At 64.3% G+C, this 14370-nt stretch carries 9 protein-coding genes; 4 read left to right on the top strand and 5 right to left on the bottom strand.

Annotation, left to right across the window (positions count from 1 at the left end; translation table 11 throughout):
• Positions 1–186: 186 nt before the first annotated feature.
• Positions 187–1482: a DUF945 family protein gene (locus ABOD76_RS12195; protein ID WP_350245126.1), complete on the bottom strand. Its 1296-nt coding sequence runs from the start codon at positions 1480–1482 to the stop codon at positions 187–189.
• Positions 1483–1662: 180 nt separating this feature from the next.
• Between ABOD76_RS12195 and ABOD76_RS12200 the strand changes: the two genes are divergently transcribed.
• Positions 1663–2343, top strand: a complete 681-nt coding sequence (locus tag ABOD76_RS12200) for a uracil-DNA glycosylase (RefSeq protein WP_350245128.1) — start codon at positions 1663–1665, stop codon at positions 2341–2343.
• Between the two features lie 91 nt (positions 2344–2434).
• Here ABOD76_RS12200 and ABOD76_RS12205 read toward each other — a convergent pair whose 3' ends face one another.
• Positions 2435–3277, bottom strand: a complete 843-nt coding sequence (locus ABOD76_RS12205; protein WP_350245129.1) for a site-specific integrase — start codon at positions 3275–3277, stop codon at positions 2435–2437.
• 81 nt (positions 3278–3358) lie between these two features.
• Here ABOD76_RS12205 and ABOD76_RS12210 point away from each other — a divergent pair, with 81 nt between their 5' ends.
• Positions 3359–7909: a sacsin N-terminal ATP-binding-like domain-containing protein gene (locus tag ABOD76_RS12210; protein ID WP_350245130.1), complete on the top strand. Its 4551-nt coding sequence runs from the start codon at positions 3359–3361 to the stop codon at positions 7907–7909.
• Between the two features lie 282 nt (positions 7910–8191).
• Here the strand turns inward: ABOD76_RS12210 and ABOD76_RS12215 are convergent, their stop codons facing one another.
• The 3 genes from ABOD76_RS12215 to ABOD76_RS12225 form a co-directional block, all read right to left on the bottom strand.
• Entirely contained in the window at positions 8192–8830 is a 639-nt protein-coding gene (locus ABOD76_RS12215) for a queuosine precursor transporter (protein WP_350245131.1), read from the bottom strand.
• Between the two features lie 498 nt (positions 8831–9328).
• Positions 9329–10222 carry a tRNA-guanine transglycosylase gene (locus ABOD76_RS12220; protein WP_350245132.1) on the bottom strand — a complete coding sequence of 298 codons (894 nt, stop codon included), beginning with the start codon at positions 10220–10222 and terminating at the stop codon, positions 9329–9331.
• Entirely contained in the window at positions 10219–12528 is a 2310-nt protein-coding gene (locus ABOD76_RS12225; protein ID WP_350245134.1) for a DEAD/DEAH box helicase, read from the bottom strand. The genes ABOD76_RS12220 and ABOD76_RS12225 overlap by 4 nt, the downstream gene beginning before the upstream one ends.
• Positions 12529–12608: 80 nt before the next feature.
• Between ABOD76_RS12225 and ABOD76_RS12230 the strand changes: the two genes are divergently transcribed.
• Both ABOD76_RS12230 and ABOD76_RS12235 read left to right on the top strand, forming a co-directional pair.
• Positions 12609–13145 carry a helix-turn-helix domain-containing protein gene (locus ABOD76_RS12230; RefSeq protein ID WP_350245136.1) on the top strand — a complete coding sequence of 179 codons (537 nt, stop codon included), beginning with the start codon at positions 12609–12611 and terminating at the stop codon, positions 13143–13145.
• Positions 13145–14368, top strand: a complete 1224-nt coding sequence (locus ABOD76_RS12235; RefSeq protein WP_350245137.1) for a hypothetical protein — start codon at positions 13145–13147, stop codon at positions 14366–14368. Before ABOD76_RS12230 ends, ABOD76_RS12235 begins: the two co-directional genes overlap by 1 nt.
• Positions 14369–14370 lie beyond the last annotated feature (2 nt).

Consider the following 14370-nt stretch of genomic DNA (forward strand, 5'->3'; position numbering starts at 1 on the left):
TGGAGAACGATTTATGTTTGTTCTCCTCTGAGCTTGTTGTGATGGTCTGGTTATGGTCGAGCGATTTTGCCTGGACACCCCTATTCAATTGGAGGCGACCTCGGCCGGTCGCCGGCAGTTGATGCGGCTGAGTTTTCCAAGTGCGGGGCTCATCCCACCTGGCTGACTTGTCGTTCCAGGAAGCTGTTACTGCATCGCCGCGTTAAGGTTGGTTCCAGGGACGAGCCGACCGTTGACCAGCAACCCCTGCTGGTTGAACGTCAGGACACTGCTGAGCTTCCCGCCCGCCTGCGTAACCAGATCGCCGTCTTTCAGGACGGCCACGATGTCCTGCCCTGTCGCGTTCCCGAGGGTCCGTAGCGCCACCTCGTCCGCGTCAAAGCGGCCATTCAGGCGCAGATGGCCCAGCAGCGCCATCGGGTCCTGATCGAGATGACGCAGGTCGATGGTGGTGGGGTCATCGAAGGACAGGGAGGCATGGAGGCCCACATGGCCACCGCCGGCATCGAGCGACAGCTCATCCAGGCTGAGCACCGGACCGGCGTGCAGCAACTGGGCGGCCGGCTCCAGCAACGCTTCCGGCTGTGCCTCCAGGGTGGTCTTATCGTTCACCTTCTGCAGCAGCTGGGTCAGTGTTTTCATGGCGGAGGGATCCAGATGCCCGAGGCTCCAGATCAGCTTGACGTTCCGGACATCCGGCAGCTGCGGCACGCTCAGGGCGTCCAGGGTGTAGCCGACGCTGGCCTTGACCGTGGCACCTTCGAGGGCGCTGCGGAAGGTGCCGCGCAGGCCGCGGGCGGTGGCTGTTTCGCCCTGCGCTGTGACGTCCACGCGATCGACGCTGAGCGTGCTGTCGCCGAGGGTGAGTCCGTCCGACCTCAGGCGCGAGTCGCCCTGGTGACGGACACCGGTGATGTGCCCAGAGGCCCCGTCCGCTGTCCATTGCAGATCGAGCGGGCTGCTGCTGGTCTGGACGCGGTCTCCACTCGATTCCAGGGTGGCGACCAGGGGCGTCCAGGTGAGGCGTGTTCCTCCGTCTTCCAGGTCTCCTGCTGGAATGTTGACGGTCGTGGTGTTGCGGCCGCCGAAGTGAACCAGGGTCTGCAGGCGAACCGGCTGCCCGTGTGTGGCGCGGTCCACGACCGCCTGAACAGCCTTGCTGAAGGTCACGTCGGTCGTGGCCAGGGACGCCCCGAACTGGCCTCCAGGCAGCCAGGGACCGTTGCGGTAGGTGCTGTGCAACGTGATGGTCGCTTCCGGCGTGTCCTTGAAAGTGAGCGTCGTGGTCTGATCCCCGCCGAGGAGCGTGTGGTGCGCGCTGGTGACGGTGGCCCGTCCCCCGTACGCCTGGAGCTGGTCGTTCAAGGCGTCGAGCTGAGCCTGGACCGCCTTCTGGGTCTGGATGACCGTGGTCCCTGTGACGGCAGCAGCGCTTCCGACAAGCAGCACGCCGGAAAATATCAGGATCCTGGCTCTTTTCATAATTCACACCTTACAGGTCGAAGGTAGGTCATCCGGCCAAACATGACCGGCCCTGCGCAGGAAGAGCCAGGGGAGCGGTATCAGGTCGTCACCAGGCTCTGAGTCTTTCCGCCTCCATGCCCGACCTTCCACCAACAGCCTGGAACCCCAGGCCGGGTGACCGGCTAGACTCTCGTTACCTTGACCAACATTGATGCTTCTGGCGGTTTGCCCACAGCACCGTGCTCACTCCGTACCCCTGAGGCCATCGCCATTCGCTCCCAGCTGCTGACTCACCCGGACCACGTTCCGCTCAGGCAGTGGATCGAACAGTTGCAGGAGAGCGTCCACGAACAAGGTCTCGACATTCCTCACTTTGACCCCATCGGAGGGGGTGTGCGGGCGAGGGTGCTGTACCTTCTGGAAGCTCCTGGTCCGAAAGCTGCGCGGCAGCATGGTGGCAGCGGCTTTATCAGCATGGACAACAACGATCCGACGGCCAAAAACGTCTTCACCCTGACCCAGGAGGCTGGCCTGGATCGCCGCTGGGTGCTGGCATGGAACATCGTGCCCTGGTACGTCGGGACAGGGGACAAAATCCGCCCGGTCAAGCTGGGCGAGGTGATCGAGGGGCAACAGCACCTGAGGGAGCTGATCTCCCTGCTGCCTGACCTGCGAGTGGTGGTGACGATGGGGATGCCGGCCAGGAAAGGCTGGACGCCACTGGCCGGGTTGTTTCCTCAGATCACCACGCTGACGACCTGGCATCCCAGCGGACAGTCGCTCAACCCCTCAAAGAGCAAGCGCACACACGTGCGCGACACCTTGCGTTTAGCAGGTGAGCTGGCAGCGTACCGCTTCGATCCCAACGGCCCAAAGTAAAGGGTTGGAAGGCCTCACGGCCTGCTTGCTGCCGAGGAAGCGCCCTGTCTGGGAAACAGGCCACTCCGGAAGACGTCACAGGGCTGTATGTTCAGGTCGATCCAGGACCAGGTGGAACGCAAAGGCAGACCAGACTGGGACAGAACTCCGTCTGAATTTCAGGGAGGTCATCCTCCACTGCGGGGCAGAAGGGTGAGCAGCCGTTGCAGCTCGGTGACGACGTTCGTCCGGCCTGGCCGAGGTCGCTGCCCAGCAGCTGGCTGAGCGGCAGGGCTGCCTGCTGCCGCTGGTCGTCGTACAGATGGGTGTAGACGCTTAGGGTGAAGGACACGTCCGCATGGCCCAGCCGGTCGCTCACCACCTTAGGCGACACGCCCTGGCGAATCAGCAGGCTGGCGGCCGTGTGCCGCAGGTCGTGCACCCGGATCCGGGGAAGCCCGGCTTCCCGGCTCAGCCGATGAAAAATCCTCGCCACGTTCGACGGATCCAGCCGTGAGCCGCTCGAGCGGGTGAAGACTGGCTGACCCTTGCCCCTGGGCCCGAACCACCGTTCTTCCTCCCCGAGATGGTTTCGCAGTACCTGCACCACATCTTCGCCCAGCGGAATCGTGCGGTGCCCGGCCCTGGTCTTGGGCGCGCCAAGCACCCACTCTCCATCGATGTTGCGGATGAAGGTGTGCCGGACCGTCAGCCGGGCCCGGTCCAGATCCACGTCCTCCCAGGCCAGCGCCAGCAACTCGCCCTTGCGCATTCCGGTGCTGAGCGCCAAGCAGAACAACGGGTACAGCCGATCGCTGCGCGCCACCTCCAGGAAGTGCCGGGCTTCCTCAGGTGTCCAGACCTGCATTTCCCTGGGCCGGGTCCGCGGAGCCCGGACCAGGCTGGCGGGATTGCTGGGCAATACGCCCCACAGCACCGCCTGCTTTAACGCCATCCGCAGGATCCTCAAACCTGAGGCAGTCACTACACGTATATTCGGCCCGTCCGCGCTTTAGTCGTCCGTACGATAGGCAGTATGACTACCGACATGCCCGACGAGGTTCTCTCCTACGGCTACGATCTTCTTGGTGGCCTCCGCAAGGACCTTAAGACTCTGCAAGGCTTCCGCACGGTCGTGCAGGAACTCTTGCAAAATGCCGAGGACGCCCGCGACCTCCAAGGCCGTCCTGCCACCCGCTTCTGGCTCGACTTCCGCGATGACGCCCTGTGGGTCGGCAACGATGGTGAGTTTACTGAGGACAACTTCGCCGCGATCTCGAGCATTGGCGCGGGCTCCAAACGTTACGACGAGGACACCATCGGCTCGTTCGGCGTGGGCTTCGTCAGCGTCTACCAGATCACTGACCGACCCGAGGTGTACTCCTGCGGTGAGCAGCGTGTCCTCTCCCCGCTCGACGCCCGAACGTATCGGCGTAAAAATGTTCAACATCCATGGCCGTCCACATTCCGCCTCCCCTGGGCTGATGCGCCCTCTGCGGTACGCACCGGTCTTGAGGCGCAACCCCTCTCGCGAGACGACCTGCCCGGCTTCGTTGAGGATGCCCAGATCGCCTTCGTGGAATGCGCCGTGTTCCTGCGTCGTCTTACCACCCTCACACTCCTGCAAGGCGGACAGCCGACTTTCACTCTTGAGATCGAACGACCAGACGTCCGCACCATCCGTCTTGTCGCGAGCAGCGGAGTGACTACGACGTACCGACGCCTCGACGTCGACCTCACCCCCGAGCTGCGTGAGGCGGCCCGGAGCCGCGGACGCAAGACGGACCTGACGCTCGCCTACCCCCTAAGTCCCACATCGGACTTTCAGGGGCGTCTGTATGCCTACCTGCCCACCCGGGAAGCGTCGCACCTACCTCTCCACATCAACGCGGACTTTTACCCCAACACGGACCGCAAAAGCCTCCTGTGGGACGAGGCCGACAAACGCGAATGGAATGACCGCCTGCTGCAGCAGGCGGCCTCCGCGATGCCGCACGTCCTTCTGGATCTCAAGTCGAGCGGCGCGGAAGCGGTGTACGACTTCACGGTGGGTGTTGAGCGGGGCGCACGTGCTCTGCAAGGCACGGGTTCACCACTTGCGGGCTTCGTGGAGCTCGCGTGGGGCGCCTGTTACGAGGCGTTCCGACAGCACGAGCTGTACGAGGGACGGGATGGCTCATGGGTGTCGCACAATGACTTTCTAATCGTGAAGTACGCGCATGACGCGCTGTTGACGGATGTGCTGGCGAGACACCTCGAATGGGTCCTGCCGCCGGAACGACACACTCGGTATGCAAAGCTGTTCAGCAAGCTGCAGGCCGATGAGCTGAACACGAAAATCTTGTTCATAGCGCTCGAACTTCTCTTCGGCTCGTCTCCCGACTGGCTCGACGAGGAGGAGCACTCAGCGGTCGAGGTCCTTAGCGTCTTCCTCGCCTACCTCGATACGCTTTACACACGCGAACGCAGCGAGGTCGACAAGTGCCTCGCCAAACTCGACGCGTCCTACCTCGCCCTCACCGTGGATGGCCGGGCTCGTCCTTTGCAGGATGCCTGGATTTGCCCGCCACTGTTCCTCAGGACCGTCCGTCCATGGCTTACCGATGCGGAGCGCATCTCCGACGCATGGCTGGAGATCGCGCCGCCCTGGTTGCGTGAACGCGTGCCTGACTATCGCCCCGAGAACCTGTGTGCCGCCCTGTCGCAGGAAACGCCTGAGTCGGTCGAGACTCACGTGCAGAGCGGCTGGGATGTCAACGGCGCGTACCGGTTCCTGCAGCAGGACACAAAAATGGGGGGGAGGGACCTGCGTTCCCTGCCGATCTATCAGACACAGCGCGGCTCCTTCGCGCACGGCAAGCACCTCGTGCTTCCGAAAGGTGTCCAAGACCCGTTCGGGGTGCGCGAGGTGCTCAATGTGGCTTCCCTGCAGCGCTTCCCGGACCTGCTGGAGCGGCTGAATCTCGAGGCGCTGGACGCCGCTACTTACTTTGGCGTATTGCTGCCACAGTTCTTTGACGTGCACCCCGAAGCTCGCCGGTCGGTCTTGACTCATCTCGCCGGACATTATCAGGGTGTAGACCTGACGCCCTGGAAGGCGAGGGCGTGCGTGGAGTGTAGCGACGGCTCGTGGCACCACCCCAGCGCGGTCTACTTTGCGAACGACGTGATGGACCTACTGTTCGGCAATACCTACCCGTCGTTCAACCAGGATGCCTATCCCTCATCCGGAGCGCGCGGTCTGATGGTCGAGTTGGGAGTGCGCACCAGCGTCGGGGACACAGACGTCGCGAATCAGCTCAAGCTTAGGCAGAACGAGTCCATCACGGACGCCGCTGTGGCGCTGCGAGCCAAGGTGCTGGACTACGCCTTGAACCGACCCTCGTCGGTCCTGGCGCAGTTCCTCGCGGTGGTGCCGTGGCTCCCGAATGAGCAGCGGACTCACTGGAGGCTGCCAAGGCAGTTGTACACCCTCAACCGAAAAGACTTGATCGGCACACCCGCTGGTGTGGAGTACTGTGCGGTGCCCCTGCCGAAGAAGTTTGCCCTGGAAAATCTCAAAGCGTTGCAGTTCGCGTACCCGAACTTCACACAGGTCACAGCGCACATCAAGGCGCTTAACGAGGAAGGGCAGGGCCCATCGGGGAGTGCGCTCAATTGGCTTGAACGGAAGGCCGAGCGGCTTAAGGACGTGGAGGTCGCAGTGTTGCAGCGGCTGAAGCTATTCTCGTACCGCGACCGTTCTGGCAAGCCACAGTTCGATTGTCCGAAGGCGTTCTTCCTTAGGGACCCTGGGTTGGGACGGTGGCGGCACACCTTCAAGGGCAGCGGGTTCAAACAGCTCGTCAAGCGACTTGGTCTGCCCGACGCCCCCGACACGAACACATACCGGGACGTGCTGCTCACAATCGCTGCGGCGTACCCAGACGGCCATACGCCTAACGCGGACGATTTCGATGTGGCGGAACGGTGTTTTCACGCTTTGGGCCGCGCATACGGCGTTCTGAAGGCCGAGGAACAGCAGCAGCTCGTGCAAGTGCTGCGCGGCAAGCGTCTCGTCCCCGTGATGGGACCAGAAACCGGGCACGGATCGTTGACGTACCCGCACAACGCGTTGCATCGAGACATGCCGGGCGCGTGGCACGACCAGTTCGGCTTCCCTCGCAGGCACGACGTGTATCTTCGCGAAGGGCACACGGACAGGGCGTTTCTTGAAGCGCTTGGGATCGCGACACTCAGCGCGAGTCACGAGGTACGGTACCGCCCGCAGGCGGGAGCAGCGCTGCATCCGCTGCCAGGTCAGGACGACCGCCTCGTCCGGTACACGGCGGTGCTGCTGCGGTTGTTGTTCAAGGAGTTTGGGTCGACGGTGCTCGAAAAGCACCAAGCCCTTCTTGGACGAGTGCGGTTCATGCAGGCCGGCAAGATTGACGCAACTGTTGTCGCGAAGGGTACAGGCTTTCAGATCGTTTCTTCGTGCATGCTCGAAGCTGCGTTTGACGCGCGAGAAGAGCGGTTGCTGGTTGCTGACCTCCGTCCCGAACTCGCTAGCAGCGCGCTGGCCGATGCTTTTCAACTCCCGGCAGGTCCGGCGCTGACCACGCTGTTCTCTGTGTGGTCGAGTGCCTCCCCTGGGGAAGCAGAGAAGCTGCTGGATTTCGGAAAGTACCCAGACTTGCCGGTGGAGTTTAAACCCCGGTACGTGCCTGGCGCGGTCTCCACGAACCGTTCTGCTCCACACCGTGACCGGGCCGAGCAGGACGACGTGCCCCTAACGGACGGGCAGCGACCCACGAACAATGCAACAACATCGGGTGGAACCGCAGACGGGACGGCATCTGGAGCAGACAAGCGACAAACACCTCCTTCTTCATCGTCGCCTTCTGGCGCTCGCGGAGAATCGTCACCGCAAAGCGCAGGCGCGGTCCAAACCACGTCCGGAGGCTCATCTCGACCGCAGGGAACCGGGACAGGGGGTGAGCGCGTCAACCGCACACCGCACGCCCAAGGCGGGTCGTCCTCGCGGCCGCATGGACCGACTCCCTTCGCCGGCGAGCCACCGTCCGAGCGTCGAGAAGGACATCGTTCCGCCTCAGGCGGCGCGCCTCGAACATCAGATGGCTCGTCTGGTGGTCGCGCGCCTCAGCAGCAGTTCAGGAACTACGTGTACGCGTATTCGGGGTCGCGTGAGGACGTCATGGCGGAAGCACACGCGCAGAAGGTGGATCGGCGCGGCATGCAGTACGCGATGGAGTACGAGCGGCGCCATGATCGCACCCCGGAGGACTGTTCGGGTGATACCGGTGCAGGGTATGACATCTTCGCCCGTGCAGAAGACGGAACGGTACGGTACATCGAGCTCAAGACGGTTAGTGGACCGTGGGGCGAGCGTGGGGTGACGCTGAGCCGCAACCAACTCGCAGCAGCGCGGAAGTACGGCGAGCGGTTCTGGCTGTACGTGATCGAGAATTTGGACGGAGAGCCGGTGCTGCATGCCATCCAGCATCCTGAGGGTCAAGCGTCGTACTACGTGTTCAACGACGGGTGGCGTGGGAACGCCAGCGAGGAATATGAGATCGTACTGTGATTGTTTGACGGTGAGGCACGCTCGGCAGGTTTGAACGTGCCCCTTATTTGAATGCTATACGGCCATCCTCTGACGAAGGGACGACGACTTGAATCACTCTCCGTGCACGCGCCCCTCAGGGACGCCATACACAGCGACGGTGGTAGTCGACTGCGTCGTGGGCTGCAGCCGCATCTGCTTTGGTAGGTGTGGTGTGGCGGTGCGGCTGACCGCAGGGGCCGTCGTAGCCGATGAAGGTATGCGCCGAGTCGAAGGTGAACTCGGTGCTCAGCGTCCACGGCATCATGCGGTGACTTCGATAGGAGGGGCAGCGGTCTCAGTGGCTTGAGACTGACTGACTTGCGTGCGCACCCAGCGGACCAGCGGGATCAACAGCAGGCTGATCAGCATCTTTAGGATGACCTGACCGATCATCAGATTCAGCAGCGGCGCGCCAGTGCCGGCAAAGGCTAGCGTGATGAAGATGACCGTATCGAGGGTCGTGCTGACGGCGTTCGAGGCGATCACCTGCGTGGTCACGCCGCGGGCCTTGAGCCGCTCGAAGATCAGGGCGTCCAGCGCGGTGCTAACCAGGTACGCAGCGAGACTGGCGAGGACTACCCGGACGGTCGAGCCGAATACCACCTGATACGCGTCGTCGTGGAAGAACCCCGGTTTCGGTAAGGCATTGACCAGCAGGCCGTATCCGGCAAGCAGGGCGTTCGCGGCGAGGCCTCCCCACAGCAGAGCCTTGGCGGCAGACCAGCCGCCGGCGGTATGAATGGCGTCCCGCAGGGTGAAGGTCAGGGAGTAGAGGAAGATCGCGCCGGGAAACACCAGGCTTCCAAGTTGCACCAAGCGGCCGGCGGTGACGTTGCTAACGAGCTCCGCGCCGACGTACACGGAAATGAGGATGATCAGTAGGGTGGTGCGGTGAGTCATGGAAAACCTTTCAGGCCGCATTCATTCCAGGAACGGGCGGCCTTTTTCAATACCATTACCGCGCGTTCAGCGCGGATGGCGAGCACGCGGGCGAAGCGTGGGCCGTCCGGAGGCAGGTAGACGGCACAGGTCCACCGCGGTCATGTGTCAGGGCGACATTGGGAGTTCAGGAGTGCGTGCGGCGATAGGGTCCCGCAAGGACCGCGCTGTGCCGGGGTCAGCCTTCAGCCGACCATATCCTGGGACGTGCAGCGCCCAGGCTCGAAACCTATTGGAGGTTTTGAGTCTGGGCGAGGCCCTTCAGGAACGTCAGGCGGGGCGCTTGGCGCGTCCCACCTGGCAGGGGGTGAGGTACAGGGTATGCCGGAGTGCTTGGTCATGGGAGCTCCTTGGGGCATGTGCGGCCTTACATACCCAGGGGTGAGCGCGGTCTGCGCTCACCAGAGTTTCGCACATTCCTCCCCGGCGCGTTCTCGGCGGATCGCCTGCGGGGAGACGTCAGTGCTCCAGGGTGCGGGTGGTCAGCGTGCGGAAGCGCGTCGTGGGCAGCGGGAGGCTTGAACCGGTGGCGGCCGCGAGGTTGCACAGCGCCAGGTGTAACCGCTCGTGCGGAGTGAGGTTTGCGTGCCGGGTCTGCGGAGCAGTGTAGAGCCGTCCGGCGGCGGCGTACTTCACGTACGAACTGGAGTCCACACTGTCGACGCCCAACTTCGATACGCGCGCCACGTGATCCGGATGCCCGATGCCGAAGGCATGCACCGGCAAGGCTCCTGCCCCTGTGCGGACCGCCTGAATGACCGCGTCTACTGTGTCCAGTTGCGACAGGCGGGGCACCAGGCCCCCGATGGCGATCCCTTCGAAGCCGGCCTCGCGGTACTCCTGCGCGAGTTCCGCGGCGGCCTGGACATTCCAGCCCTGAACGACGCCGTACAGAGGGAGGTCCGTGCGGCGGCGGTTGTTGAGGGCCCACAGAGCGTTTGCGCGGGTGAGGGCATGGTAGCGCCGGGCGTCTCGGGCGGAAAGGCTCGGGGGGATCAGCAGGTCTAAGGTGAAGGCTACGTCTGCGACGCGTTCCTGCAACTCCAACACGTCCAGCGGGCTGATGCGCCTCCCCTGGAAGTCGATGACGCCGAGTCCCGCGCGCGTGCGGGTCACCGTGGCGTTCGTGAACACGCTGGCGAACCCGCCGGAGTCCACGAAGAGCGGAATGCCCAGGTCCGGGGCGTCTCGCGCGTCCCTCAGGAAGTACGCGCTTACCATGACGGCCGGGGCGAGGCGCGGGAGGTACGGGCGGATCAGGTCGTCGAGGGGGTACTTCTCTCCGAAGGTCGTGACCGGCACGAACGCCGGGAAGTGCAGGGGACCCTTGCGGGTAGTCAGGGTACGGGTCATGCGTTCATCCAGAGGTGCTCGAAGGACCAGTCGGGCGCTTGGTCGTGCTGGAGGGCAGTGAGGGCGGCACGCAAGTCCGGTTCGCGGCGCAGTCGGACAGCGAGCAGGTGTTTGCAGGTGTGGCCGGTGGCATGGTCCGCGCAGTCGCAGCGCAGGGTGTCGCTGCGCCGGGTGATCAGGTGGGGTTCCTGCCCGCCAGTGACCCGGAAGCCGTGGTCGAGAACCTGCACGGTCAGGTCAGAGGCGCGTTTCAGACGGTACGGGTCGACCGGGGTATTCAGCGCCGTGGATGTAACAGGAAGGGCCGGAGGTGCAGCGTCGGCCCAGATGTCGAGCTCGGCCCAGTCCTTCACAAGTTCCTCCGCGGCAGCGATCCACTGCGCGGCCCGGCTGGTGCCGAGGCGGGGAACGTCGCGCAGGTCCCCGGGGAGAGAGGCGGCGAGAGCCTCGAGATCGAGGATCCCGTGAGCACAGAGGGCCTTGGCCCACCCGACGCCGATACCGGGTACACGCGTGAGCGTGGCGGCGTCCAGACCCATGGGGCCGCTCAGCATCGTGCGTAGTAGGGTGACGCGCCGGACGAGGGTGGTGTGCGCGCGGCCATCACGGGTGGGATCGGCCGGATCGGGTGCAGTGCTGGCGAGCCACTGTCCGGCGGCGGCGAGGATCCGTACGCCTTCTTCACGCAGGCGCCGCAACTCGAACGGGTATGCGGACGCGCGGGCGGCGACGATATCCTCCTCCTCTCCGTGCAGCACGGCCCAGACGGCACACGCGGTGTGCAGCGCATGCAACAGACCCCGGCCGGTCACGCCGAGCTTCCGGGTGACCTCGGCGGGGGATGAGCGCAGCAGAATGGACGGCACGCGGGCCAGGTCGGCGCGCAAGGCCGGGAGGTCCTCGAAATCGACGGGGAGGCGCACTTCCATGTCGGGGAGTGTCAGAGTAAACAACAGCAGATCGAAAGGAGTGATGAAGCCCGCGAGGTGCGCCCAGCGCAGCACCGTTTCCGGGGCGAGCAGGTGGCGCGCCGCGACCCGGCCGGCCGGCGTGACGTTCAGGCGGCGGCGCTCATCGCTTTGCTCGGTGAGCAGCCCGGCTTGCAAGGCCCGGTCCAGCAGAGGTTTCAGTGGCGGAAGAATTCTCTGCTTGGCCGCCAGGGTACGGGCGTAGTAGCGGCCGAGGCCCTCGCGGGAGCGCAGGAGGCCACTGCTGATGTCTGCCACGAGTTGCTCGAGGAGGAACGACTCGCGGGACAGGGCGGACCGGACTGGTTCGAACATGCCGGCAGCGTACGCGGGGGTATGTCGGTCCCAAGCGGCGCGCACGGTGATTACCTCGCCCGCGTCGTCCAGATTGTACCGTCCGGCGCGCCCGGCACGCTGCCAGGCATTGCGGACCGGGAGGGGCGCGAAGGTCTTACCGTCCCAGCTGTTGAGGTCGTACAGCACCACCCGCCGGCACGGCAGGTTCAGGCCGAGTTCCAGCGTGGAGGTGCAGACCAGCACCGGCGTGCTTCCGGACGTGAACGCTGCCTCCGCGGCGCGCCGGGCTTCTGGCGCGAGCCCCGCATGATGATGGTCCGCCGCGAATCCTGCCTCGCGCAGAGCAACGGCAAGTCCCTCGGCCCGCCGCCGGGACTGCACGAACACCAGGGTGTTGCCTCCCTGTGCCTCGCGGAGCAGCTGCAGCAGGACGCCCCGTTTCGCTTCCGGGTTCGGGTACGTGACTTCCCGCCAGGTCAGCGGAACGGGACGCCATGGACTGCCGTACTCCAGTGCCCCTAGCCAGTCCGCGAGCTCCGCGCGGTTCCCAAGAGTCGCGGACAGCGTCACCCAGCGGCACAGGGGGTTGAGACGCTCGAAGCGGAGCAGCGTCCCTTCCAGCCGCGCGCCGCGTCGGCCCTCGCCCAGCAGGTGAAATTCATCCACCACCAACAGGCTCACGTGCGGGATCCAGGTCCAGTGGCTCGACCAGCTGCGGGTGCAGGCGTCCAGCCGTTCCGGGGTCATGATCAGCACCTGCGCCTCGGCCAGCGGGACGCCCCCGGAATGGTCGCCGGTGTACACCCCGAGCTTCAGGTCGGGGCGCTCGGCACTCCACCGGACGTGAACCTGATCGGCCAGCGCCCGCAGCGGCACGACGAACACGGCCCGGCCGCCCGAAGTGACCTCCTCCTGCATGGCCTGCCATGCCAAATGCGTCTTGCCGGCCCCGGTCGGCAGTTGCAGGACGCAGGAATACCCGGAGGTCAGAAGGGCGCTCGCGGCGATCTCTTCCTGTGCGGGTGAGGCAAACCAGGTCATAGATGTCACAATGAAGGAGCAAGCTTCACGAAAGCAAGAGACAAACGTGGAATTTGGAGGATCAGAGTGACGTGCGTGAGATGACGCAGTTCGAACTCAACTGGCGGTATTTAGCTTGGCGACGCTGGCCAGACCTGACTTGGTCGCAGCGGCTCGCCCGTCTGGGGAAACCCTTACGCGACCTGACGGCCAACCCGCCGGCAGCAAAACTCGTGGCCGAGATTGAGGGACGATTCGAGGTCGAGTATCTGGAGCACATCAACGTGCTGGCCGAAGAGGACCTCGATTTCCTGCGAGAGAACCTCCGTCATTTGCTCGGTCAGGCTCCCTATGGCACCCACGGCACATTGGCACGGCAGATAGGTGTCTCGCTCAATACTGTGTCCCGCTGGGCCAGCGGCGAAAATCGGCCGCGCCCGGAACACCTGCGGACCCTGTGCGCGCTGCTGTACCTGCCGCCCAATCTCGACCTGTACGCCACGCCGTTGTTTTTGACCGACGCGCCCAGCACTCATTCGGCCCGCCTGGAGCAGGTGAAAGGCTGGGTAAACGGCCTGGACCCCGCCGCCTTACAGGTGCTCTACCCGGCCCTCGAGCGGCTGCTGAAGGAGCACTGATGCGCTCCGGTCTGTCACACAGCCCAGCCTTTCAGACCCAGCTGCAGGATGTGGCCCGGAAGATGCAGGCGTGGGAAACGCAGGCGCTGATCGGTGAGGATGCCGCCCGGAGCATTGCCGGCCGCCTCCAGTTCTTTGAGCACACACCCGCGACCGGGCCTCTGACCTTCGCGGGCATCGACGGGTCCGGCGACTACCCGATGCTCACCTACGCCGACGTGTTCGTATACTTGACCACCGCCCACGCCACCACCTATATGACTCATCCCACTCCCGGGCAGGGGCTGAAGGAACAGCGGGCATGGGCGGCACTGGTGAACATCGCCTGGCTACCCGGCGCCTATGAAGTGACCCGACAGGAAACGCTGGCGGCCTTCGAGGCGATGACCGGCGAGAGCATTCAAGCGACCATCGAGGGCTCCGACTACCGCAGCCTGAAGTCCATGTACGCTCGGATGCCGACTCAGGAGATCATCGACCGGCTGGTAATTCCTCAGGCGTCCGAGAGTGGCAATCACGCCATTCAATTGCAGACGGTGGGCGAATTGGGTGCGGCGCTGAGGATGCTGCGAACCGCAGCCCCCGACTACCTGCTGTACGACAGCACCCTCGCACTTCCGATGAGCACCAGTGGGGCCAATAGCCTTTTCTTCGAGCACCTGAAGCGGCGGGTGTGCGTGGTAGCCCGCGAGAAGGGCACGGCCTTCGTGGCGGTCAGCAAAGCGCCCGGCCTGCCGGGCGTGGACGACGTCGAGCGCTTGGCTCTTGGGCAAGCGCGTGACGAGGGGCAACCGGACGCCAGCAGCGTTGAGCACTGGTACCTGCGCCTGCCTATTCCCGGTGAGGATGACTGGGTTTTCCCACCAGCTGACGGGCGCGCCGTGCCGCCGCCTGGGGCAGTATCGTACCTCGTTCGCTTTCACCGCAACGCCACCGTCTTGCGGGTAGACCTCGATTGGGGCTACTGGGACTCGCACCTTAAGGCCGAGACTGAGGCCGAAACCAGGGAACGCGAGCGCACGCTCTTTCAGCATCTGGACTATGCCGGGCATGACCAGCGGTCCTACGGTTACCCGTACCCGATGAAAGCCGCTCACGACCACGCCAGCCTGTCTGCCAACGAGCGGTACACACTGCGCACTCAACTGATTGATGCGGCAGTCACGGCTGGGATGAATCGTAAGCTTTTTCGCGACGACAATATATTAAAAGGGCATAGGTAGAT

This window comes from Deinococcus sonorensis KR-87 (assembly GCF_040256395.1).
GTDB lineage: Bacteria > Deinococcota > Deinococci > Deinococcales > Deinococcaceae > Deinococcus > Deinococcus sonorensis.

Excerpts from the sequence above, each read along its gene's own strand:
- ABOD76_RS12195 (WP_350245126.1), bottom strand. The coding sequence starts at position 1,482 with ATGAAAAGAGCCAGGATCCTGATATTTTCCGGCGTGCTGCTTGTCGGA.
- ABOD76_RS12205 (WP_350245129.1), bottom strand. The coding sequence starts at position 3,277 with ATGGCGTTAAAGCAGGCGGTGCTGTGGGGCGTATTGCCCAGCAATCCC.
- ABOD76_RS12210 (WP_350245130.1), top strand. The coding sequence starts at position 3,359 with ATGACTACCGACATGCCCGACGAGGTTCTCTCCTACGGCTACGATCTT.
- ABOD76_RS12215 (WP_350245131.1), bottom strand. The coding sequence starts at position 8,830 with ATGACTCACCGCACCACCCTACTGATCATCCTCATTTCCGTGTACGTC.
- ABOD76_RS12220 (WP_350245132.1), bottom strand. The coding sequence starts at position 10,222 with ATGACCCGTACCCTGACTACCCGCAAGGGTCCCCTGCACTTCCCGGCG.
- ABOD76_RS12225 (WP_350245134.1), bottom strand. The coding sequence starts at position 12,528 with ATGACCTGGTTTGCCTCACCCGCACAGGAAGAGATCGCCGCGAGCGCC.
- ABOD76_RS12230 (WP_350245136.1), top strand. The coding sequence starts at position 12,609 with ATGACGCAGTTCGAACTCAACTGGCGGTATTTAGCTTGGCGACGCTGG.
- ABOD76_RS12235 (WP_350245137.1), top strand. The coding sequence starts at position 13,145 with ATGCGCTCCGGTCTGTCACACAGCCCAGCCTTTCAGACCCAGCTGCAG.